General features: G+C 54.8%; 20 protein-coding genes. 12 read left to right on the top strand and 8 right to left on the bottom strand.

Annotated elements, in window-relative coordinates; all coding sequences use genetic code 11:
- Positions 1-2 precede the first annotated feature (2 nt).
- Complete coding sequence (yhdP, locus tag M2433_RS18040; RefSeq protein ID WP_429055742.1) at positions 3-3,803, top strand: AsmA2 domain-containing protein YhdP; 3,801 nt, start codon at positions 3-5, stop codon at positions 3,801-3,803.
- An 84-nt stretch (positions 3,804-3,887) separates the two neighbouring features.
- Positions 3,888-5,333, top strand: coding sequence for a metalloprotease TldD (gene tldD / locus M2433_RS18035; RefSeq protein ID WP_429055744.1), 1,446 nt, complete (start codon positions 3,888-3,890; stop codon positions 5,331-5,333).
- A 44-nt stretch (positions 5,334-5,377) separates the two neighbouring features.
- Here tldD and M2433_RS18030 read toward each other — a convergent pair whose 3' ends face one another.
- Both M2433_RS18030 and aaeR read right to left on the bottom strand, forming a co-directional pair.
- The gene (locus tag M2433_RS18030; RefSeq protein ID WP_248228430.1) at positions 5,378-5,992 is read right to left on the bottom strand and encodes a YagU family protein; all 615 of its coding nucleotides are present in this window, start codon (positions 5,990-5,992) and stop codon (positions 5,378-5,380) included.
- Between the two features lie 217 nt (positions 5,993-6,209).
- Entirely contained in the window at positions 6,210-7,136 is a 927-nt protein-coding gene (gene aaeR / locus M2433_RS18025; RefSeq protein WP_429055746.1) for an HTH-type transcriptional activator AaeR, read from the bottom strand.
- Positions 7,137-7,315: 179 nt separating this feature from the next.
- Between aaeR and aaeX the strand changes: the two genes are divergently transcribed.
- From aaeX to M2433_RS18000, 5 genes are all read left to right on the top strand, one after another.
- Positions 7,316-7,519 (top strand): p-hydroxybenzoic acid efflux pump operon protein AaeX, encoded by a 204-nt coding sequence (gene aaeX / locus M2433_RS18020; protein ID WP_003860416.1) that lies wholly within the window; start codon positions 7,316-7,318, stop codon positions 7,517-7,519.
- A gap of 7 nt (positions 7,520-7,526) precedes the next feature.
- Positions 7,527-8,459: a p-hydroxybenzoic acid efflux pump subunit AaeA gene (gene aaeA / locus M2433_RS18015; protein WP_429055749.1), complete on the top strand. Its 933-nt coding sequence runs from the start codon at positions 7,527-7,529 to the stop codon at positions 8,457-8,459.
- Between the two features lie 5 nt (positions 8,460-8,464).
- Positions 8,465-10,432 carry a p-hydroxybenzoic acid efflux pump subunit AaeB gene (gene aaeB, locus M2433_RS18010; RefSeq protein WP_429055750.1) on the top strand — a complete coding sequence of 656 codons (1,968 nt, stop codon included), beginning with the start codon at positions 8,465-8,467 and terminating at the stop codon, positions 10,430-10,432.
- 91 nt (positions 10,433-10,523) lie between these two features.
- A complete protein-coding gene (locus M2433_RS18005; protein WP_429055752.1) occupies positions 10,524-11,978 on the top strand; it encodes an NAD-dependent succinate-semialdehyde dehydrogenase in 1,455 nt (484 codons plus the stop codon).
- 45 nt (positions 11,979-12,023) lie between these two features.
- Positions 12,024-12,296 (top strand): barstar family protein, encoded by a 273-nt coding sequence (locus M2433_RS18000; RefSeq protein WP_429055753.1) that lies wholly within the window; start codon positions 12,024-12,026, stop codon positions 12,294-12,296.
- A 64-nt stretch (positions 12,297-12,360) separates the two neighbouring features.
- Here M2433_RS18000 and yhcN (M2433_RS17995) read toward each other — a convergent pair whose 3' ends face one another.
- The 3 genes from yhcN (M2433_RS17995) to argR form a co-directional block, all read right to left on the bottom strand.
- Positions 12,361-12,627, bottom strand: a complete 267-nt coding sequence (gene yhcN, locus M2433_RS17995; protein ID WP_032659672.1) for a peroxide/acid stress response protein YhcN — start codon at positions 12,625-12,627, stop codon at positions 12,361-12,363.
- A gap of 110 nt (positions 12,628-12,737) precedes the next feature.
- Positions 12,738-13,001 (bottom strand): peroxide/acid stress response protein YhcN, encoded by a 264-nt coding sequence (yhcN, locus tag M2433_RS17990; protein ID WP_047347671.1) that lies wholly within the window; start codon positions 12,999-13,001, stop codon positions 12,738-12,740.
- A 375-nt stretch (positions 13,002-13,376) separates the two neighbouring features.
- Positions 13,377-13,847 carry a transcriptional regulator ArgR gene (gene argR, locus M2433_RS17985; protein WP_047347672.1) on the bottom strand — a complete coding sequence of 157 codons (471 nt, stop codon included), beginning with the start codon at positions 13,845-13,847 and terminating at the stop codon, positions 13,377-13,379.
- A 397-nt stretch (positions 13,848-14,244) separates the two neighbouring features.
- Between argR and mdh the strand changes: the two genes are divergently transcribed.
- The gene (mdh, locus tag M2433_RS17980) at positions 14,245-15,183 is read left to right on the top strand and encodes a malate dehydrogenase (protein ID WP_023309387.1); all 939 of its coding nucleotides are present in this window, start codon (positions 14,245-14,247) and stop codon (positions 15,181-15,183) included.
- A gap of 57 nt (positions 15,184-15,240) precedes the next feature.
- Here the strand turns inward: mdh and degS are convergent, their stop codons facing one another.
- The 3 genes from degS to zapG form a co-directional block, all read right to left on the bottom strand.
- A complete protein-coding gene (gene degS / locus M2433_RS17975) occupies positions 15,241-16,308 on the bottom strand; it encodes an outer membrane-stress sensor serine endopeptidase DegS (protein ID WP_429055754.1) in 1,068 nt (355 codons plus the stop codon).
- Between the two features lie 92 nt (positions 16,309-16,400).
- Positions 16,401-17,768: a serine endoprotease DegQ gene (degQ, locus tag M2433_RS17970; protein WP_059312149.1), complete on the bottom strand. Its 1,368-nt coding sequence runs from the start codon at positions 17,766-17,768 to the stop codon at positions 16,401-16,403.
- Between the two features lie 171 nt (positions 17,769-17,939).
- Positions 17,940-18,338 carry a Z-ring associated protein ZapG gene (zapG, locus tag M2433_RS17965; RefSeq protein WP_008502832.1) on the bottom strand — a complete coding sequence of 133 codons (399 nt, stop codon included), beginning with the start codon at positions 18,336-18,338 and terminating at the stop codon, positions 17,940-17,942.
- A gap of 189 nt (positions 18,339-18,527) precedes the next feature.
- On the opposite strand from zapG, the gene zapE reads away from it, so the two are divergent.
- From zapE to sspA, 4 genes are all read left to right on the top strand, one after another.
- Positions 18,528-19,652 (top strand): cell division protein ZapE, encoded by a 1,125-nt coding sequence (gene zapE / locus M2433_RS17960; RefSeq protein ID WP_429055756.1) that lies wholly within the window; start codon positions 18,528-18,530, stop codon positions 19,650-19,652.
- A gap of 291 nt (positions 19,653-19,943) precedes the next feature.
- Positions 19,944-20,372 carry a 50S ribosomal protein L13 gene (rplM, locus tag M2433_RS17955; RefSeq protein ID WP_006178824.1) on the top strand — a complete coding sequence of 143 codons (429 nt, stop codon included), beginning with the start codon at positions 19,944-19,946 and terminating at the stop codon, positions 20,370-20,372.
- A gap of 15 nt (positions 20,373-20,387) precedes the next feature.
- Positions 20,388-20,780, top strand: a complete 393-nt coding sequence (gene rpsI, locus M2433_RS17950; protein ID WP_003860436.1) for a 30S ribosomal protein S9 — start codon at positions 20,388-20,390, stop codon at positions 20,778-20,780.
- A 308-nt stretch (positions 20,781-21,088) separates the two neighbouring features.
- Positions 21,089-21,727 carry a stringent starvation protein SspA gene (sspA, locus tag M2433_RS17945; RefSeq protein WP_014071978.1) on the top strand — a complete coding sequence of 213 codons (639 nt, stop codon included), beginning with the start codon at positions 21,089-21,091 and terminating at the stop codon, positions 21,725-21,727.
- Positions 21,728-21,731 lie beyond the last annotated feature (4 nt).

Genomic DNA, 21,731 nt, shown 5'->3' with positions numbered 1-21,731 from the left:
GCGTGAGGCGATTGCCGGGGATTTTATTGCTTACAGGGGCAACGCTGGTCGTGATTGTCGCGTTGCTCGTGAGCGGGCTACGCCTCGTTTTACCGCATCTGGACAGCTGGCGTCCGCAGCTGCTGGCAAAAATCGAATCCACCACTGGCGTGCCGGTGAATGTAAGCCAGCTCAGCGCCAACTGGCAGAATTTTGGCCCGACGCTTGATGTCCGGGATATCAATGCCAGCCTGAAAGACGGCGGCTACCTCAAAATTAAACGCGTGACCCTGGCGCTGGACGTCTGGCAAAGTCTGCTGCATCTGCGCTGGCAGTTTCGCGATCTCACCTTTTATCAACTCCAGTTTCTGACCAACACGCCGCTCTCTGGTGGCGATAGCAGCCAGGGGCTTGAAGCCAACCGCTTCAGCGATCTCTTCCTTCGCCAGTTCGATCATTTCGATCTGCGCGACAGCGAAGTGAGCTTTATTACCCTTTCTGGCCAGCGCGCCGAGCTCGCGATCCCCCAGCTAACCTGGCTCAACGGCAAAGATCGGCACCGCGCCGAGGGGCAGGTTAGTCTCTCAAGCCTGAACGGCCAGCACGGCGTGATGCAGGTGCGCATGGATCTGCGGGACGATGACGGCTTGCTCAACAACGGCAAAGTCTGGCTACAGGCCGACGATGTGGATGTGAAGCCGTGGTTAGGCGACTGGATCCAGCAAAATATGCAGCTGGAAACGGCACGTTTCAGCCTTGAAGGCTGGCTGACCCTGACAAAAGGGGAATTTGCCAGCGGTGATATCTGGCTCAAGCAGGGGGGCGCAAGCTGGAAAGGTGAAAAACAGCAGCATCAGCTTTCCGTGGATAACCTCACTGCGCACGTGACGCAGGAGAAAGAGGGCTGGCAGTTCGCCATTCCGAACACGCGCATCACTATGGACGATAAGCCGTGGCCGCGCGGTGCGCTGACGCTGGCCTGGATGCCGGAGCAGGACGTTGGCGGTGCGGCCAGCAAACGCAGCGACGAGCTGCGCATCCGTGCCAGTAACCTGGATTTGGCCGCCATTGAAGGGCTGCGCTCAATGGCAGCAAAGATCTCTCCGGATCTGGGAGAGATCTGGCTGGCCACGCAGCCGAGCGGGAAGATAGACGCCCTGGCGCTGGATATTCCGCTACAGGCGACAGAAAAAACCCGTTTCCAGGCAGCGTGGAAAGATCTCGCCTGGAAGCAGTGGAAGCTGCTGCCGGGTGCGGAGCACTTTAGCGGCAAGCTGGAAGGCAGCGTGGAGAACGGCAGGCTGACGGTTGATATGCACGACGCCCGAATGCCTTACGAAACGGTCTTCCGCGCGCCGCTGGAAATCGAACAGGGCAGCGCGGTGCTTAACTGGCTCCGTAACGATAAAGGTTTCCAGCTTGATGGCCGCCATATCGACGTAAAAGCCAAAGCGGTACATGCGCGCGGCGATTTTCGCTATCTGCAGCCAGAAGGTGATGAGCCGTGGCTGGGTATTCTGGCTGGTATTAGCACCAGTGACGGTTCTCAGGCCTGGCGCTATTTCCCGGAAAACCTGATGGGTAAAGCGCTGGTGGACTATCTGAGCGGTGCAATTCAGGGCGGTCAGGCCGAGAGTGCCACCCTGGTCTACGGCGGTAATCCGCATCTTTTCCCGTACAAGCATAATGAAGGTCAGTTCCAGGTGCTGGTGCCGTTACACAACGCCACCTTCGCGTTCCAGCCAGGCTGGCCCGCGCTGAAAAACCTGGACATCGAGCTTAACTTTCTCAATGACGGGCTATGGATGAAGTCAGACAGCGTTGCGCTGGGCGGCGTGACGGCCAGCAACCTGACGGCAAACATCCCGGATTATTCAAAAGAGAAACTGCTTATTGATGCCGACATCAATGGGCCGGGCAAAGCGGTGGGACCGTACTTTGAGGAGACCCCGCTGAAAGAATCGCTGGCGGCGACGCTCCAGCAGCTGCAGCTTGATGGCGATGTGAATGCTCGCTTACATCTTGATATTCCGCTGGACGGTGAAATGACCACCGCCAAAGGCGACGTCCGTCTGAAGAATAACAGCCTGTTCATCAAACCCCTTGAGAGCACCCTGAAAAACCTCAGCGGGCAGTTCAGCTTTGAGAACGGCAACCTGAAGAGCGAGCCGCTTACCGCCAGCTGGTTTAATCAGCCCGTGAATATCGACTTCACGACCGCTGAGGGGGAAAAGGCTTATCAGGTGGCCGTCAATCTGGACGGTAACTGGCAGCCATCGCGTATGGATGTTCTTCCGAAGGCCATTGAGGGATCCGTGGACGGTGCGGTCGCCTGGCAGGGCAAAGTCGCTATAGAGCTGCCTTATCACGCGGGTGCGCATTATCAGGTCGACATCACCGGCGATCTGAAAAACCTTCATAGCCAGCTGCCTGCACCGCTGGATAAAAAGGCCGGACAGGCGCTGCCGGTAAAGCTGAACGTCGATGGCAACCTGAACAGCTTCGAGCTGACCGGAAGCGCGGGCGGGACGAACCACTTCAACAGCCGCTGGCTGCTTAACCGCAAGCTCACCCTCGACAAAGCTATCTGGACGACGGATAGTCGCTCCACGCCGCCGCTGCCGGAGCAGGCGGGCGTTGAGCTGAATCTCCCGCCGATGGACGGTGCGGAGTGGCTGGCGCTATTCCAGAAAGGCGTTGGGCAAAACGTCGATCAAACCGCCCAGTTCCCGCAGGCCATTACCGTACGCACACCGTCGCTGATGCTGGGCGGGCAGCAGTGGAATAACCTGAGTATTGTTTCACAGCCCACCGTTAACGGCTCGAAGGTGGAGGCCCATGGCAGAGAGATCAACGGTACGCTGACCATGCGCAATAACGCGCCGTGGCAGGCGGCGATCCGCTATCTCTACTACAACCCGGCAAGCGCGAGCGGGAAAGACCGGCCGGCAGAAACGTCGCCGTTGAGTAAGACATCCCGCGTCGATTTTAGCGGCTGGCCCGATCTCCAGCTGCGCTGTGCGGAGTGCTGGCTGTGGGGGCAAAAATATGGCCGTATCGACGGTGATTTTGCCATCAAGGGAAACACGCTAACGCTCTCCGGCGGGCTGGTTGATACCGGTTTTGGCCGCATGACGGCTGCAGGGGAATGGGTGAATAACCCCGGCGAGCAGCGTACGTCTCTGAAAGGCGACATTAAAGGTAACAAGCTGGATGCAGCTGCCAATTTCTTTGGCGTCAGCACGCCGCTGCGCGGCTCGTCATTTGACGTCGATTACGATCTTCACTGGCGCGCCGCGCCGTGGACGCCGGATGAAGCTTCCCTGAACGGCATTCTGAAAACCCGCTTCGGCAAAGGTGAAATCGCCGACGTGAGCACGGGGCGCGCCGGGCAGATCCTGCGCCTGCTGAGTTTTGATGCGCTGCTGCGCAAGCTGCGCTTCGATTTCAGCGATACCTTCAACGAAGGTTTCTACTACGATTCCATCCGCAGTACGGCGTGGATCAAGGACGGCGTTCTGCATACGGACGACACGCTGGTGGACGGCCTGGAAGCGGATATTGCGATGAAAGGCTCAGTCAACCTCGTGCGTCGCGAGCTGGATATGGAAGCCGTGGTGGCGCCGGAAATTTCCGCGAGCGTGGGCGTGGCGGCAGCCTTTGTGGTGAACCCGATTGTCGGTGCGGCGGTGTTTGCCGCCAGTAAAGTGCTGGGACCGCTCTGGAGCAAGGTCTCCATTCTGCGCTACCGCATTACCGGTCCGGTGGATAAACCGCAGATTAACGAGGTACTCCGCCAGCCGCGCAAAGATGCACAGCAATGATTTGACGTGGGCAGGTAATTGCCTCACTCTCAATAAATACGATCTTTATACCGCCACGGGCGGCAACGAACGAGTAGCAATACGATGAGTCTGAACCTGGTAAGTGAACATTTGCTCGCAGCGAACGGCCTGAGCCATCAGGACCTGTTCTCCATTCTTGGTCAACTGACCGAACGCCGTCTCGACTACGGCGATCTCTATTTCCAGTCGAGCTATCACGAATCCTGGGTTTTAGAAGACAGCATCATCAAAGATGGTTCTTATAACATCGACCAGGGCGTCGGCGTTCGTGCCGTCAGCGGCGAGAAAACCGGTTTTGCCTATGCCGATCAGATTAGCCTGGCCGCACTTGAGCAGAGCGCGCAGGCCGCGCGGACCATTGTGCGCGATACCGGTGATGGGCGCGTGAAAACCCTGGGTGAAGTCTCGCACTCTGCGCTCTATACCAGCATCGATCCGCTGCAGAGCATGAGCCGTGAAGAGAAGCTGGATATCCTTCGCCGCGTCGACAAAGTGGCGCGTGCTGCCGATAAACGCGTGCAGGAAGTCTCCGCCAGCCTGAGCGGCGTTTATGAATTGATTCTGGTTGCGTCCACTGACGGCACTCTGGCGGCGGATGTTCGTCCGCTGGTGCGTCTCTCTATCAGCGTGCAGGTCGATGACGACGGTAAACGCGAGCGCGGCTCAAGCGGCGGCGGCGGTCGTTTCGGCTATGACTGGTTCCTGGGGGATGTTGACGGTGAAGCGCGCGCTGACGCGTGGGCAAAAGAAGCCGTGCGCATGGCGCTGGTGAATCTGAATGCTGTTGCGGCACCGGCGGGCTCATTCCCGGTGGTGCTGGGTGCCGGCTGGCCGGGCGTGCTGTTGCACGAAGCGGTAGGACACGGTCTGGAAGGCGATTTTAACCGTCGCGGTACGTCCGTATTCAGCGGCCAAATCGGGCAACTCGTCTCCTCTGAGCTGTGCACCGTTGTGGATGACGGCACCCTGCGCGATCGCCGTGGCTCGGTGGCTATCGACGACGAAGGTACGCCAGGCCAGTACAACGTGCTGATTGAAAACGGTGTGCTGAAAGGCTATATGCAGGACAAACTCAACGCGCGCCTGATGGGCGTAGCACCAACGGGTAACGGTCGTCGTGAATCCTATGCGCACCTGCCAATGCCGCGCATGACCAATACCTATATGCTGCCGGGCAAATCCACGCCGCAGGAGATTATCGAATCCGTTGATTACGGTATCTTTGCGCCTAACTTTGGCGGCGGCCAGGTGGACATCACCTCCGGTAAATTCGTTTTCTCCACGTCAGAAGCGTATCTGATCGAGAAAGGCAAAGTGACCAAAGCGGTGAAAGGCGCGACGCTGATTGGCTCCGGTATTGAAGCGATGCAGCAGATCTCCATGGTCGGTAACGATCTGAAGCTGGATAACGGCGTGGGCGTCTGCGGTAAAGAGGGCCAGAGCCTGCCGGTTGGCGTGGGCCAGCCAACCCTGAAAGTGGACAACCTGACGGTGGGCGGCACGGCCTGACCTGACCACTCATAAAAAAGGCGCTACCGAGTAGCGCCTTTTTTTTAACGTAAGTGACCCAGCGGTATCTCCGGATCCGGTTCGTGCGTGATGCGGTTGCGTAAATCGCGGCGAATGATTTCGATCGACCAGAACCAGATCAGATGACCCACAATCTCTGATACGTGTTCATACCAGGGAAGGTCGAACAGCGGTGGTGTCAGCCCCATCAGAGGGAAGGAGATCATATGAACAAAAAGCTGGGCTAACGCACCCGCCAGCAAACCCTGCCAGAGTTTAATTTTCGGAAAGACTTCAGCAACTACACAATACCCTACAGCGAACACGATTGAGAAAATAATATGTGTTACGCCAACCCAGTTAAATATATGTCCGGCAAAGGTATAAACCGCCGCGTTAGGATCGACGACGCCCAGCCAGTCGCGTAAAAATACATAGGGAGGGTTTAAAAAATTACGGGAGCAATCAATCTGGCTTGCGGCTCTTATTAATTGTTCAGGCCCGCACGCGGCGGTGAATAAATCGGTGGGGCTTCGTGGCGGGAGCGGCACCTCGGCTCCCCATTTGACAAAAGCGGAGACAATCCCTGCAATTAAACCGATGAACGCGGCGAGTCCATAGCGCCTGCGTGAAGGCGGTGTTTGTTCAAATATATTCATTTCTTTTCCTTGTTTAACGTCATCCTGCGGAATACATTTTATTATTCAAATCAGCAACAAATTAATAACAGTCTGAATGGCAGACTGTTTATAAGGTAAAGGGCAGGCAGCGGCAGTGTCAATTCGCTATTCCTGATAGCGGGGTAAATATTGTCGGATGAATGTATGTTTCATCCGGGAAATATTAATAACGCATATACTTTCAGGAATTAATCGATTATTCCTTCCTTCTTCCCCGCATCCCCTGAAAAAGCTCCGCCACGTCCACAAAATACTCGGTCAGATAGTTAATACACACCTGGACTTTGAGCGGCAGCTTGTCTTTTTCGGTATACAGGGCGTACACCGGACGCGGATCGGACTGGTAGCGTGGGAACAGGATCTCCAGCACGCCGCTGTTGATCTCGTTGATCACCCACATCAGCGGCACGTAGGCGATCCCGGCGCCGGCCACCAGCCAGCGCGAAATGGTCATGGGGTCGTTGGTGACAAACCGCCCTTCCGGCAGCAGTCGGGTAGAGATCCCTTCCGGGGCGATCAGCTCAAATTCATTATCGGGCCGCACGCTGTACTCCAGCCACGAGTGGTTGGTGAGATCGGCGGGTTTCTCCGGTACACCGTACTGCGCAAGATAGCTCTTCGAGGCGCAAACCACCATCGGCATGCTGCCCAGCCGACGTGAGAACAGGCTGGAATCCTGCAGCGCGCCGACGCGGATCACCACGTCCAGGCCGTCGGCAATCAGATCCGGCGCCGGGATGCCCGTCACCAGGTTGACGGTAAGCCCGGGGTACTCTTTCAGCATATCCGCGGTCATGGCAGCGAGAACATTTTGTGCCATAGTTGAAGAACATCCGATGCGCAGCGTGCCGATGGGGGTGTTGTTAAATGCATAGAGCTGTTCGTGAACATCCTGCACTTCAAGCAGCATGCGGCGACAGCCTTGATAGTAAATTTTACCCGCTTCCGTCAGCCCAATGCTGCGGGTACTGCGGTTGAGCAGCTTAACCTGAAGCTCATTTTCCAGTTTGGAGACCGTCTGGCTAATGGATGAGACGCTCATCTGAAGCTGGCGTGCCGCCGCGGTGAAAGAGCCCAGTTCGACCACTTTGGCGAAGACCGACATGCGTTTTAAACGTTCCATTGTTCACTCTGGCTTAAAAGTGATTTAGATCACATATTATAGATAACAGCATAACAGTTACGTTAATATACTATTAATTACATAACGGCTGCGCCATTCTCGCCCGGCGTTTCTTGCTCTCCTGCGGTGGCGTGCGCTAAAAAATTCTGAAGCCTGCACTCTCTCTTATCAAGGTCAACATGAGTCTGTTTCCCGTTATCGTGGTGTTCGGTCTGTCGTTCCCACCGATATTTTTCGAGCTTCTTTTATCACTGGCGATCTTCTGGCTGGTGCGCAAGGTGCTGGTCCCTACCGGGATCTATGATTTCGTCTGGCATCCTGCATTGTTCAATACCGCGCTGTATTGCTGCCTGTTTTACCTGATATCGCGCATGTTTGTCTGAGGTTGATGTGAAAACGCTAACAAGAAAAATCTCCCGCACTGCCATTACGATGGCGCTGGTTATCCTCGCCTTCATCGCTATTTTCCGCGCCTGGGTCTATTACACCGAATCACCGTGGACGCGTGATGCGCGCTTCAGCGCCGACGTCGTGGCGATAGCGCCCGACGTGGCCGGTCTTATCACGGCGGTTAACGTTCACGATAACCAGCTGGTGAAAAAAGATCAGGTCCTGTTCACCATTGACCAGCCTCGTTACCAGAAAGCGCTGGAAGAGGCGGAAGCGGATGTCGCCTACTACCAGGCGCTGGCTGCTGAGAAGCGCCGTGAGGCAGGTCGCCGTAACCAGCTGGGCGTGCAGGCAATGTCCCGTGAAGAGATTGACCAGTCTAACAACGTGCTGCAAACCGTGCTGCACCAGCTGGCTAAAGCGCAAGCGACGCGCGACCTGGCGAAGCTCGATCTCGAGCGCACCGTGATCCGCGCGCCGTCCGATGGCTGGGTCACTAACCTGAACGTCTATGCCGGTGAATTTATTACCCGCGGCTCAACCGCCGTGGCGCTGGTTAAACAGAACTCCTTCTACGTGCTCGCCTATATGGAAGAGACCAAGCTGGAAGGCGTGCGCCCAGGTTACCGGGCGGAAATCACGCCGCTTGGCAGCAACCGCGTCTTTAAGGGCACCGTTGACAGCGTTGCCGCGGGAGTGACCAACTCCAGCAGCTCTAACGATGCTAAAGGGATGGCCACGGTGGATTCCAACCTGGAGTGGGTGCGTCTGGCCCAGCGTGTGCCGGTGCGTATCCACCTTGACGAGCAGCTGGGAAATCTGTGGCCTGCGGGAACCACGGCCACGGTGGTGATTACCGGTGAAAAAGACAGGGATGCCAGCCAGGACTCGATCTTCCGTAAAATCGCCCATCGCCTGCGCGAGTTTGGTTAACCGCTATGGGGATCTTTTCCATCGCCAGCCAGCACATTCGCTTCGCCGTGAAGCTGGCCTGTGCCATCGTGCTGGCGCTGTTTGTCGGTTTTCATTTCCAGCTTGAAACCCCTCGCTGGGCGGTGCTGACGGCTGCGATTGTCGCGGCGGGTCCAGCTTTTGCCGCGGGTGGGGAGCCCTATTCAGGCGCCATCCGCTACCGCGGGATGCTGCGTATCATCGGAACGTTCATCGGCTGTTTCGCGGCGCTCACCATTATTATTCTGATGATCCGCACGCCGCTGCTGATGCTGATGGTCTGCTGTATCTGGGCGGGTTTCTGCACCTGGATTTCGTCTCTGGTGAAAGTAGAGAACTCCTACGCCTGGGGTCTCGCGGGCTATACGGCTCTGATTATTGTCATCACCATTCAGTCCGAGCCGCTGCTCGCCCCGCAGTTTGCGGTTGAACGCTGCAGCGAGATTGTCATTGGTATCGTCTGCGCCATTATCGCTGACCTGCTTTTCTCCCCGCGCTCCATCAAGCAGGAAGTTGACCGTGAACTCGACGCGCTGATCGTGGCCCAGTACCAGCTGATGCAGCTCTGTATTAAGCATGGCGACAGCGAAGAGGTGGATAAAGCCTGGAGCGGGCTGGTACGCCGCACGCAGGCGCTGGAAGGGATGCGCAGCAATCTCAATATGGAGTCTTCGCGCTGGGCCCGCGCTAACCGTCGCCTTAAAGCGCTCAACACCGTCTCTCTGACGCTGATTACCCAGGCATGCGAAACCTACCTTATTCAGAACACGCGCCCGGAAGCGGTGACCGATACGTTCCGCGAGCTGTTTGCCGAGCCGGTGGAAACGGTGCAGGACGTGCACAAGCAGCTTAAGCGCATGCGCCGGATCATCGCCTGGACCGGGGAACGCGATACGCCCGTGACAATCTACACCTGGGCCGGCGCCGCGACGCGCTACCTGTTGCTAAAACGCGGCGTGATCGGTAACACCAAAATCAGCGCGGCGGAAGAAGAGGTCCTTCAGGGTGAAGTGGTGATCAAGGCGGAATCTGCCGAGCGTCATCATGCGATGGTCAACTTCTGGCGTACAACGCTTGCCTGTATGCTCGGCACGCTGTTCTGGCTCTGGACGGGCTGGACGTCCGGCAGCGGCGCGATGGTGATGATTGCCGTTGTGACCGCACTGGCGATGCGTCTGCCTAACCCGCGTATGGTCGCCATTGATTTCCTGTACGGCACGATTGCCGCGTTGCCGATAGGCGCACTCTATTTCCTGGTGATCATTCCCTCTACGCAACAGAGCATGTTGCTGCTCTGTATTAGCCTGGCGGTGATGGCGTTCTTTATCGGCATTGAAGTCCAAAAGCGGCGTCTGGGATCGCTGGGGGCGCTGGCGAGTACGATAAACATTATTGTGCTGGATAACCCGATGACCTTCCACTTCAGCCAGTTTCTCGACAGCGCGTTAGGTCAGCTGGTGGGCTGTTTCCTGGCGATGATGGTCATTCTGCTGGTAAGGGATAACTCACAGGCAAGAACGGGCCGCGTGTTGTTGAACCAGTTTGTGTCGGCTGCCGTATCGTCTATGACCACCAATACCGCGCGCCGTAAAGAGAACCACCTGCCCGCGCTCTATCAGCAGCTGTTTTTATTGCTGAACAAATTCCCGGGCGATATCGCGAAGTTCCGGCTGGCGTTAACCATGATCATTGCGCACCAGCGTCTGCGTAACGCGCCTGTGCCGATCAACGACGATCTGTCGGCCTACCACCGTCAGCTGCGTCGTACCGCCGACCACGTGCTTTCCGCGAGCAGCGATGACAAACGACGCCGTTACTTCACGCAACTGCTTGAAGAGCTCGATATCTACCAGGAGAAGCTTAAGGTCTGGGAAGCTCCGCCTCAGGTGACCGAGCCGGTGGGGCGGCTGGTATCAATGCTGCATCGCTACCAGAGTGCCCTCACGGATAACTGACTGAAGTAAAAAAGCCGACGCCAAAAGCGTCGGTTTTTTTGTGGCTATACTTAATTCCAGCACGTTCTTACATTTCAGAAAGGGAGGGCATATGACGACCCAGGCGCTACAGGACCACATCCTTTTTCAGACCGGATATCTGGTCAATGGAATCTGGAAAACGCTGGACACGACGTTTGATGTGCTTAACCCCGCGACCGGTGAGGTCATCGCCAGAGTGGCAAAAGCGGGTAAAGCAGAAACTGAAGACGCTATCGCAGCGGCCACCAAAGCTTTCCCGGCATGGCGCGCCAAAACCGCGAAAGAGCGCTCGACTATCCTCTATCGCTGGTACGAGCTGATTATTGAGAATAAAAGCTGGCTCGGGCGGTTAATGACCACCGAGCAGGGCAAGCCCCTCAAAGAAGCGGAAGGGGAGGTGGAGTACGCTGCCAGCTTTATCCAGTGGTTCGCCGAAGAGGCCAAGCGCGCTAACGGTGAAATTATTCCCCCTGTTAAACCCGGATCGCGCATTCTGGCGACCCGAGAACCGATTGGCGTGGTCGCGGCGATTACGCCGTGGAACTTCCCGATGGCGATGCTCACCCGCAAGCTAGGCCCGGCGCTGGCTGCTGGGTGTACCGGGGTGATCAAACCGGCAAATAACACGCCGCTCAGCGCTTTTGCATTGCTTACGCTGGCAAAACAGGCCGGTGTGCCCGACGGCGTGCTCAACGCCGTGGCCGGGAATACGCATGAAATCAGCGACGCGATTATGGCAAGCCGGGACGTGCGTAAAATTTCCTTCACCGGCTCGACCTCCGTCGGCAAAACGCTGGTGCGTAATGCTGCGGAAACCATGAAGAAAGTCTCCATGGAGCTGGGGGGAAATGCCCCGTATATCGTTTTTGAAGATGCGGATATCGACGCAGCGGTTAAAGGGGCGATTGCCAACAAGTTCCGCAATGCCGGGCAGGTTTGCGTCAGCGTGAACCGTTTCTATATTCAGGAAACCGTCTACGACAAGTTTGTGAACAAACTGGCCGATGCGGTGAACGCGCTGAAGGTGGGAAATGGTCTGGACGACGGTGTGGTCGTAGGTCCGCTGATTGAACCCTCAGCGGTGAACAAAGTGCGCGAGCATGTGGAAGACGCTGTTACCCGGGGGGCGACCGTACTGGTAGGCGGTAAGCCTCATCCGCTTGGCGGGAATTTCTGGATGCCAACCGTGCTGGGCGACTGCCATGAAGGCATGAAGCTGGCAGAAGAAGAGACGTTTGGCCCTGTTGCCGCGTGCTTCCGTTTCACCTCTGAAGATGAAGTCATCCAGCGCGCCAACAACACGCCCTACGGGCTGGCGGCTTACTTCTACACCCAGAATCTCTCGCGGGTTTTCCACGTTTCACAGGCCATCGAGAGCGGGATGATTGGCATTAACGAGTGCGCCGTGTCCACGGAGCTGGGGCCATTTGGTGGCGTTAAAGAGTCAGGTCTTGGACGTGAGGGCTCCGTGCTGGGGCTGGAAGAGTATCTGGAAGTTAAAACCCTGCACATCGGGGGATTATAATAGACAGGGCGGCATCTGCCGCTCGCCTGGACTGGGTGGCTGGCAATGAAAACCTATACCTTTGATTTTGACGAGATCGATGATCAGGAAGACTTTTATCGTGAATTTATCCGGGTGTTTGATCTTGAACGGGGAAGCGTGACGAATCTGGACACGCTGTGGGACGTAGTGACCGGAAGTCTGTTGCCGCTACCGCTGGAGATCGAATTCATCCATTTGCCCGATAAGCTGCGCAGACGTTTTGGCGCACTGATATTGCTGTTCGATGAAGCAGAAGAAGAGCTGGAAGGGCAGCTGCGCTTTAACACGCGCCATTGAATGCAAAAAAAAGCCCCTGACCACGAGGCCAGGGGCAAGTCGTATGATGAGATACGACGAGGGTTTATTTATACAGTTCTGCCGTAGCATGCCAGTGGTCACCCTGATTCAGTTCGGTGACGCGATAGCTGCTGGCGCCTGCTTTTTCAGCTTTGGCGGCAAGTTCGTGACGAATATCCATCGGTGAGCCGGTGACTGACGTGACGGATACGCTGCCCATACGCTGCAGATTTTGAGCCTGGTCGGCGTTCACTTGCTGTACGGCTGCGCTCGCGCCGAAAGAGAGAACGGAAGCCAGACCGAGGGTTGCGATGATCAATTTAGTTTTCATAGTCTTTACTCCTGAATAGGGTTTTTGCTCAACGGCAGGAAGGGTTGAACCGCTATTTTTATGCCTGGTGCCGTTGAGTGGAGATTTACGTTTTCAGTTATTACTAAAACTTATTTGTACAGCTCAGCGGTAGCGTGCCAGTGGTCACCTGAACGCGCTTCGATGATGCGATAGGATGACGCACCCTGTTCTTCCGCTTTTTTGTTCAGCATTTCATGCATGTCCATTGGAGACGTGCCGATCGCGCCGACAGAAACCGTACCGATTGCCTGGCGGGATTGCGCCTGGTCAGCATTGATAGAGTCAGCAGCGAAAGCACCGAATGACAGAACAGACAGGACGCTCAGCGCCGCTACAGTAGTTTTGATTTTCATGATTCTTACCTCGTCGAATTTTTTAGTGGGGTCTTGTTTCGTGACCCCCATCACAAAATCAAGTATACACTAATAACGTCAAAAATTAATACCAGACTAATGGTTTCTATTGTTATTACGTGTTAACCAGTCTTTTTTTTATAACGAAATTGCATAATGTTGGCCGTTTTTTGGTCATTATGTGTGGTTATATCTAATTAAATCATATGGATATCTGCTTTTGATTTTTTGTGCGATTTTTTGATTTATCATTCACTGGGTGAATGTTAATGGGTGGTAAAAAGCACTATTTGTCAAAGCCAGAGGCAGTAGAAGACAGTGGGAAATGATGCGGGAGCAGAATGATCCCCGCAGCGGCGCTACGGGGAGAGAGGATTACAGTTCCTGTTCGAAGAGAGCCAGAATCGCTTCGTGGAGATCTTTAACGGAGAAACCGCTGGCCGGGATGGTAAAGATGGTGTCATCGCCGGCGATAGTCCCGAGGATACCCTCCGTTTTACCTACCGAGTCCAGCATGCGGGCAATCAGCTGCGCGGCACCAGGGCTTGTGCGGATCACCACAACGGCGTCGTTGTAATCGATATCCAGAACCAGATTCTTGAGCGGGCTGGTGGTGGTCGGCACGCCAAGTTCTGCAGGCAGGCAATAAACCATCTCCATTTTGGCGTTACGGGTACGCACTGCGCCAAATTTGGTTAACATGCGGGAGACTTTCGACTGATTGATGTTATCGAAGCCTTGTTCCTGCAGCGCCTGAACAATTTCTCCCTGAGAACTGAATTTCTCTTCTTTAAGTAGCGCCTTAAACGCTTTAACTAATTCTTCTTGCTTAGACGAGCTTCGCATAAGTCACCCGGAATATGACGATAGAAACAACATTATTATGCATGTGGATGAATTTTTATGCAAATTATCTACTCAGCGCCAGGCTGAAATAATGTTATGAAAGGGAGTGATTTTATCAGATTTCGTTATCAGAAAACATGCCTGGGTCACGCCGCGCAAATAAGCTTAAAAGTAAATTAAATGTTATCAAAATGATGTTGTTTTGGTGGCGGGGCAGGGTGTATTGTAACCACCTCTTAATTCGTTGCCATCTGTCGTCAGATAGTCTTCTGAAGAGAGATAAAGCCGCGTGACCTCAAATTCTTTAGCTACGAAAATTGTAATTAAACACTTGCTGAATTATGGTCGCCGCAACGGATTTACAGATACTTAAGTTAACCATAATAAGGAGTTTAGGATGAAAGTCGCAGTCCTCGGCGCTGCTGGTGGTATCGGCCAGGCGCTTGCCCTACTACTGAAAACCCAACTGCCTTCAGGCTCAGAACTCTCCCTGTACGATATTGCTCCGGTAACCCCAGGTGTGGCGGTTGACCTGAGCCACATCCCAACCGCTGTAAAAATCAAAGGCTTCTCCGGTGAAGATGCGCGTCCTGCACTGCAGGGTGCCGACGTGGTGCTGATTTCTGCAGGCGTGGCGCGTAAGCCAGGCATGGATCGTTCAGACCTGTTCAACGTCAACGCAGGCATTGTGAAAAACCTGGTGCAGCAGATTGCTGAAATCTGCCCGAAAGCATGCATCGGCATCATCACTAACCCGGTAAACACCACCGTTGCTATCGCGGCAGAAGTGCTGAAGAAAGCAGGTGTTTACGACAAAAACAAACTGTTCGGCGTAACCACGCTGGATATTATCCGTTCCAACACCTTTGTTGCTGAGCTGAAAGGCAAACAGCCAACAGAAGTGGAAGTTCCGGTTATTGGTGGACACTCTGGCGTCACCATTCTGCCTCTGCTGTCGCAGATCCCAGGCGTGAGCTTCACCGAGCAGGAAGTGGCTGACCTGACTAAACGTATCCAGAACGCAGGCACCGAAGTGGTGGAAGCGAAGGCGGGTGGCGGTTCTGCGACCCTGTCTATGGGCCAGGCGGCTGCGCGTTTCGGTCTGTCACTGGTTCGCGCTCTGCAGGGCGAGAAAGGCGTTGTTGAATGCGCTTACGTTGAAGGCGATGGCGAACACGCTCGCTTCTTCTCTCAGCCGCTGCTGCTGGGTAAAAACGGTATCGAAGAGCGTAAATCCATTGGTACGCTGAGCGCGTTTGAACAACACGCGATGGAAGGCATGCTGGACACGCTGAAGAAAGATATCACCCTGGGCGAAGAGTTCGTTAACAAGTAAAGCGCACCCCCACCCGGTAAAAAAAACGGAGCTTATCGCTCCGTTTTTTTATGCCTGTCAGTTAGTGGCCGGGTATTCCTGAATCGTCACATGCAGCGTCAGTTTCTTATCGTTGCGCATGACTTCAACAGGGATGATAGAGCCTGGGCGAATTTCTGCCACCTGGTCCATCGTCTCCAGCGCAGAGACCGCCGGCGTGCCGTTGACCGACACAATGACATCATTTACCTGAATCCCCGCATTCGCCGCCGGACCGCCTGGCGACACCTCGTTCACCACGATGCCCTGAATCTGATCGATACCGCCGCCCTGGGTATGCATAGGTGCAATTTCACGGCCGCCAATACCGATATAGCCGCGAATCACGCGTCCATCGCGGATCAGCTTATCCATAATTTTGGTCGCCAGCTGGAACGGAATGGCAAAGCCGATCCCTTCCGGCGTCTCACCGTCGTTACTCTTATCGAACGAGAGGGTGTTGATGCCCATCAGCTCGCCCAGCGAGTTGACCAGCGCACCGCCGGAGTTACCGTGGTTGATTGAGGCATCGGTTTGCAGGAAGTTCTGCCGTCCCGATGGGTTGAGACCAATACGGCCGGTCGCGCTGATAATCCCCTGGGTGATGGTCTGGCCCAGGTTGTAAGGGTTGCCGATAGCCAGTACGACGTCACCAATATGCGGGGTACGTTTACGGTTGATCGGGATGACCGGTAAACCGCCCGTGGCGTTAATTTTCAGGACGGCCAGGTCGGTCAGGCTATCAGATCCAACAAGTAATGCCTCAAACACGCGGCCATCCTGCAGGGCAACGATGATCTGGTCGGCATCGTTAATCACATGCTTGTTGGTAATAATGTAGCCACGCTCGTCCATAATTACCCCGGAGCCGAGGGTGCGGATCTCCAGCTGGTTATGGGCTGAGGTATTGAGGCCACGGTTATAGACGTTAACCACGGCAGGTGCGGCACGGCGAACGGCCTGGTTATAGGTGGCCGGCGTTTCATCCGTGCTATCGAACTTGGGAGCCGACAGTTTGTTGAACTGACGTAAAGACGGCAGCGCCAGCAGCAGCAGGCCTGCGACAATCAAACCGATGACAGTAGAACGTAAGAGCTTTAAAAGCATGATGCGCGTGTCGTTAAAAAAGGAACGATTTGCAGCATAACATGAGTTATCCGGACATCACACGCAGCGGTGAGGTCCGGGGTCGCAAATGCTTAGCGCAACAGAATATAGATGGACTCATTGCCACGCATGACCTGCAGGGCAATGACCGCCGGTTTACTTTCCAGCACCTTGCGCATTTCGGCAATGGACTGCACGCGATTGCGGTTTACGCCAATGATAACGTCATCCTGATGCAATCCGGCCTGCGCGGCAGGGCTGCCCTTTTCGACGGTGTCGATACTGATGCCTTTCGTACCGTCTTTCAGCTGCCCGTCGCTCAACGTAGCGCCTTGCAGCGCCGGCGCGATAAGCTCTGCGCTGGCTGAGGAAGAGGTGCTCTTATCCAGCGTCACTTCAACGTTCAGCGGCTTACCGTCACGAATCAGACCCAGCTTCACTTTGGCTCCAGGTTCGGTTGTGGCAATCCGCGAACGCAGTTCTGCAAAGCTGCTCAGCGGTTTGTCGTTCAGGCTGACGATCACATCGCCCGATTTCACGCCTGCTTTTGCCGAGCCGGAGTTTGGCAATACTTCACTGACAAACGCCCCGCGCTGTACATTAATGTTGAACGCTTTTGCGATATCCGCGCTCATCTCCATACCTTTAATACCCAGCAGACCGCGTTTGATTTCGCCGAACTGGATGAGCTGCTGCGCCAGCGTTTTGGCCATATTACTGGGGATAGCAAAACCGATCCCAATGCTGCCGCCGCCCGGGGCCAGGATCGCCGTGTTGATCCCAATCAGCTCGCCGTTCAGGTTTAGCAATGCCCCGCCGGAATTCCCACGGTTGATAGAGGCATCGGTCTGGATAAAGTTTTCCAGCCCTTCAAGATTCAGGCCGCTGCGCCCGAGCGCCGAGACGATCCCGGAAGTTGCAGTCTGCCCTAAACCAAAGGGGTTGCCCACGGCGACGGCAAAATCACCGACGCGCAGTTTGTCGGAATCCGCAATGGCAATCTGGGTCAGGTTGCTCGGGTTTTGCACCTGCAGCAGCGCGATGTCGCTCTGGTCATCGCCGCCGATCAGTTTGGCATCAAATTCGCGGCCATCATTAAGCTGGACGCTGATTTTATCGGCCTGGCTGATGACATGATTGTTGGTCAGAATGTAGCCTTTTGCTGCATCAATAATGACGCCAGAACCGAGGCCTTCAAAAGGCTGAGCCTGCTGGTCGGGAGACTCATCGCCAAAATATTTTTTCAGTTCTTCAGGGACGCGTTGGCTTTGTACTGCGGTGCCCTCAACCTGAACGCTGACCACCGCAGGCAACACTTTTTCCAGCATTGGCGCGAGGCTTGGGATGGCCGCCTGCCCTGGCACCTGGGAGGGAATGGCGGCGAATACCGGGACGGACGCCGAGAGAGATAACCCGACACTTAACGCGATAGCGCTCAACAGCTGGTTTTTTTTCTTCATCGATGTTGACTCTCGTAACCTGGAATAAAGGAAAAACGGCCCCAAAAACACGTTGATGTTATTGAATTTTAAACCGCTGAACAATGAGGTGTTTAACTAAATGATAGCTGGGGTCATCAAGAAAGGACGGGCGCAATCGCTGCGCCCGTAAAATAAATTCTGGTTGTGCGATTAATCGCGTTTTACGCCACCGCGCAGCAGGCCGGACGCGCCATCTGAGTAGTCGCGTGGCATCTGAACCGGAGCCTGATCGTTACCGGCTTCAGAGTCTGCCAGACGGTTGCGGAACGGGTTGGTTTCCGCCGTCATTTCCGGCAGCAGGCTGCTGGAGCTTTTCGCCATGTGTTGATACAGCTGGCGATAGTCGGTCGCCATGTTGTCCAGCAGCTCGGCGCTACGGGCAAAGTGGCTGACCAGCTCTTCACGATACTCTTCCAGTTCGGCTTTGTTCTTTTCCAGTTCGTACTGCAGTGACTGCTGCTGACGCAATTTGCGATTACCGAAACGCATGGCCACAGCACCAATGACGATGCCGACGACTAAACCGATTAGCGCATATTCCCAGGTCATGAACTTCTCCCGTTGTCTTGTTGTTCCGTAGGGTGTTGGCTCGGCTCCTGCCTGTGCCTGATAATGCCACTATAACCGCTATTTCCGCAGAAGTGGAATCCTGACGTATCATCGCGTAGTGTAGAACGGCCTTTTTTTCATCAGTCATGCCTGCTGGTGAGCTTTAATTGAGGGAATAACAATAAGATTATGCAAAACCTGTCCCCTGCATCGCGATATCAACTGGCCCTGAACGAGGGCACTCATCAGCCGGATGACGTTCAACGTGAGGCGGTAAGCCGTCTGGAGACGATCTATCAGGAGCTCACGGCAAAACCCGCGGAAGCTGAGCAGAGCAATGGGCTCAAGGCGGCCTTTGGACGGCTGCTTGGGAAAAAAGCGCCGCAGGAGCACGCTCCGGTGCGCGGTCTCTATATGTGGGGCGGGGTCGGACGTGGCAAAACCTGGCTGATGGACATGTTCTACCAGAGCCTGCCGGGCGCACGTAAGCAACGCCTGCACTTCCATCGTTTTATGCTGCGGGTGCATGAGGAACTGACGGCACTGCAGGGCAAAAGCGATCCGCTGGATATTGTGGCTGACAGATTCAAGGCGGAAACGGACGTGCTCTGCTTCGACGAGTTTTTTGTGTCTGACATCACCGATGCCATGCTGTTAGGCGGCCTGATGAAAGCGTTATTTGCTCGTGGGATAACGCTGGTCGCCACGTCGAATATTCCGCCTGATGAGCTGTATCGCAATGGCCTGCAGCGGGCGCGCTTCCTGCCTGCTATCGACGCTATCAAACAGCATTGCGACATTATGAACGTTGATGCAGGGGTAGATTACCGGCTACGCACGCTGACCCAGGCCCACCTGTGGCTCTCACCGTTAAATGCAGAGACCACCCAACAGATGGATAAACTGTGGCTGGCGCTGTCGGGCGCAAAACGCGAGTACGCCCCGGAACTCGAGATTAACCATCGCCCGTTGCCAACGCTCGGCGTTGAAAACCAAACGCTGGCGGTCTCCTTTACGACGCTATGTGTTGATGCCCGCAGCCAGCACGACTACATTGCGCTCTCGCGTCTGTTCCACACCGTGATGGTGCTGGATGTTCCAGTGATGACACGGCTAATGGAGAGCGAAGCACGGCGCTTCATCGCGCTGGTGGATGAGTTTTATGAGCGCCACGTCAAGCTGGTAATTAGCGCCGAGGTTCCTTTATATGAGATCTACCAGGGGGAGCGGCTGAAGTTTGAGTTCCAGCGCTGCCTCTCGCGCCTGCAGGAGATGCAGAGCGAGGAATACCTCAAGCTGGAGCATATGCCGTAACAAATGCCACCCTCTCCCTGTGGGAGAGGGGCTGGGGTGAGGGCACCAGACCGCACAGTGCTCACCCCCGAAAAACCCATTCCAAATCACATTTAAGGGTCGATCTTTGACCTCAACTTCTCTATAATCTTGCGACCCCACGTTACGAGAAGGTTTTTTTCCCGAAACTTTCTATGTGTCGGCATTAGCTATTCGAAGGGGTAGGTTTGCCGGACTTTGTCGTGTGAACCTCAACTGACTAAACGTTTGGGTGTTCACCAACGTGTAACTTATTATTTGGGTAAGCTTTTAATGAAAACTTTTACAGCTAAACCAGAAACCGTACAGCGCGACTGGTATGTTGTTGACGCGACCGGTAAAACTCTGGGCCGTCTGGCTACTGAACTGGCTCGTCGCCTGCGCGGTAAGCATAAAGCGGAATACACTCCGCACGTTGATACCGGTGATTACATCATCGTTCTGAACGCTGATAAAGTTGCTGTAACCGGCAACAAGCGTACTGACAAAGTGTACTATCACCACACCGGCCACATCGGTGGTATCAAAGAAGCGACCTTTGAAGAGATGATTGCTCGCCGTCCTGAGCGTGTGATTGAAATCGCGGTTAAAGGCATGCTGCCAAAAGGCCCGCTGGGTCGTGCTATGTTCCGTAAACTGAAAGTTTACGCAGGCAACGAGCACAACCACGCGGCACAGCAACCGCAAGTTCTTGACATCTAATCGGGATTATAGGCAATGGCTGAAAATCAATACTACGGCACTGGTCGCCGCAAAAGTTCCGCAGCTCGCGTTTTCATCAAACCGGGCAGTGGTAAAATCGTAATCAACCAGCGTTCTCTGGAACAATACTTCGGTCGCGAAACTGCCCGCATGGTAGTTCGCCAGCCGCTGGAACTGGTTGACATGGTAGAAAAACTGGATCTGTACATCACTGTTAAAGGTGGTGGTATCTCCGGTCAGGCAGGTGCGATCCGTCATGGTATCACCCGCGCTCTGATGGAGTACGACGAATCCCTGCGTTCTGAACTGCGTAAAGCTGGCTTCGTTACTCGTGACGCGCGTCAGGTTGAACGTAAGAAAGTGGGTCTGCGTAAAGCACGTCGTCGTCCACAGTTCTCCAAACGTTAATCCATTCTGCTTACGCAGAACGATTGGCGAAAAACCCGCTTCGGCGGGTTTTTTTATGGATAATGCGCAGGTTATCCACAATATACATGCATATATCTTCTCTTTTTCCACATTTCCAGAATCCCCTCACCACAAAGCCATCAAAATCTGGTAAACTATCATCCAATTTTCTGCCCAAATATCGGTGAATACTCGATTTTTGTTCGTTTCTTGAACAATGTGTTTTCTCTGGGATGGGCGATACAACATCTGGCTGGCCCCTGTTGGGCTGGTAGCAGTAAAAATTCTGAATATACCTGGAGGTTTTCATGGCTGTCGCTGCCAACAAACGTTCGGTAATGACGCTGTTTTCTGGTCCTACTGACATTTATAGCCATCAGGTTCGTATCGTGCTGGCCGAGAAGGGTGTCAGTTTTGAGATCGAGCATGTGGAAAAGGATAACCCGCCTCAGGATCTGATCGATCTCAACCCGAGCCAAAGCGTACCGACGCTAGTGGATCGCGAGCTGACCCTGTGGGAATCCCGTATCATTATGGAATACCTGGATGAGCGTTTCCCGCATCCACCACTGATGCCTGTTTACCCTGTTGCGCGTGGTGAAAGCCGCCTGTACATGCAGCGTATTGAGAAAGACTGGTATACGCTGATGAACGTCATCGTTAACGGTTCCTCTTCTGAAGCCGATGCTGCGCGTAAGCAGCTGCGTGAAGAGCTGCTGGCCATCGCCCCTGTGTTCGGTCAGAAACCGTTCTTCCTGAGCGATGAGTTCAGCCTGGTGGATTGCTACCTGGCTCCGCTGCTGTGGCGTCTGCCTACCCTGGGCGTAGAGTTTAGCGGTCCTGGTGCGAAAGAGCTGAAGGGCTATATGACTCGCGTATTTGAGCGCGACTCTTTCCTGGCATCCTTAACTGAACCGGAACGTGAAATGCGTCTCGGCCGAGGCTAATAAC

It is taken from the genome of Enterobacter sp. AC1 (assembly GCF_050434705.1).
GTDB lineage: Bacteria > Pseudomonadota > Gammaproteobacteria > Enterobacterales > Enterobacteriaceae > Enterobacter > Enterobacter cloacae_L.
This window is presented reverse-complemented; position numbering and strand designations above follow the sequence as displayed.

What these genes read in the sequence shown, in the direction of transcription:
- degQ (WP_059312149.1), bottom strand. Translation starts at nt 17,768, where the DNA reads ATGAAGAAAAAAAACCAGCTGTTGAGCGCTATCGCGTTAAGTGTCGGG.
- aaeB (WP_429055750.1), top strand. Translation starts at nt 8,465, where the DNA reads ATGGGGATCTTTTCCATCGCCAGCCAGCACATTCGCTTCGCCGTGAAG.
- aaeR (WP_429055746.1), bottom strand. Translation starts at nt 7,136, where the DNA reads ATGGAACGTTTAAAACGCATGTCGGTCTTCGCCAAAGTGGTCGAACTG.
- rpsI (WP_003860436.1), top strand. Translation starts at nt 20,388, where the DNA reads ATGGCTGAAAATCAATACTACGGCACTGGTCGCCGCAAAAGTTCCGCA.
- zapG (WP_008502832.1), bottom strand. Translation starts at nt 18,338, where the DNA reads ATGACCTGGGAATATGCGCTAATCGGTTTAGTCGTCGGCATCGTCATT.
- M2433_RS18000 (WP_429055753.1), top strand. Translation starts at nt 12,024, where the DNA reads ATGAAAACCTATACCTTTGATTTTGACGAGATCGATGATCAGGAAGAC.
- M2433_RS18030 (WP_248228430.1), bottom strand. Translation starts at nt 5,992, where the DNA reads ATGAATATATTTGAACAAACACCGCCTTCACGCAGGCGCTATGGACTC.
- degS (WP_429055754.1), bottom strand. Translation starts at nt 16,308, where the DNA reads ATGCTTTTAAAGCTCTTACGTTCTACTGTCATCGGTTTGATTGTCGCA.
- rplM (WP_006178824.1), top strand. Translation starts at nt 19,944, where the DNA reads ATGAAAACTTTTACAGCTAAACCAGAAACCGTACAGCGCGACTGGTAT.
- tldD (WP_429055744.1), top strand. Translation starts at nt 3,888, where the DNA reads ATGAGTCTGAACCTGGTAAGTGAACATTTGCTCGCAGCGAACGGCCTG.
- yhcN (WP_032659672.1), bottom strand. Translation starts at nt 12,627, where the DNA reads ATGAAAACTAAATTGATCATCGCAACCCTCGGTCTGGCTTCCGTTCTC.
- aaeX (WP_003860416.1), top strand. Translation starts at nt 7,316, where the DNA reads ATGAGTCTGTTTCCCGTTATCGTGGTGTTCGGTCTGTCGTTCCCACCG.
- sspA (WP_014071978.1), top strand. Translation starts at nt 21,089, where the DNA reads ATGGCTGTCGCTGCCAACAAACGTTCGGTAATGACGCTGTTTTCTGGT.
- argR (WP_047347672.1), bottom strand. Translation starts at nt 13,847, where the DNA reads ATGCGAAGCTCGTCTAAGCAAGAAGAATTAGTTAAAGCGTTTAAGGCG.
- mdh (WP_023309387.1), top strand. Translation starts at nt 14,245, where the DNA reads ATGAAAGTCGCAGTCCTCGGCGCTGCTGGTGGTATCGGCCAGGCGCTT.
- M2433_RS18005 (WP_429055752.1), top strand. Translation starts at nt 10,524, where the DNA reads ATGACGACCCAGGCGCTACAGGACCACATCCTTTTTCAGACCGGATAT.
- yhcN (WP_047347671.1), bottom strand. Translation starts at nt 13,001, where the DNA reads ATGAAAATCAAAACTACTGTAGCGGCGCTGAGCGTCCTGTCTGTTCTG.
- zapE (WP_429055756.1), top strand. Translation starts at nt 18,528, where the DNA reads ATGCAAAACCTGTCCCCTGCATCGCGATATCAACTGGCCCTGAACGAG.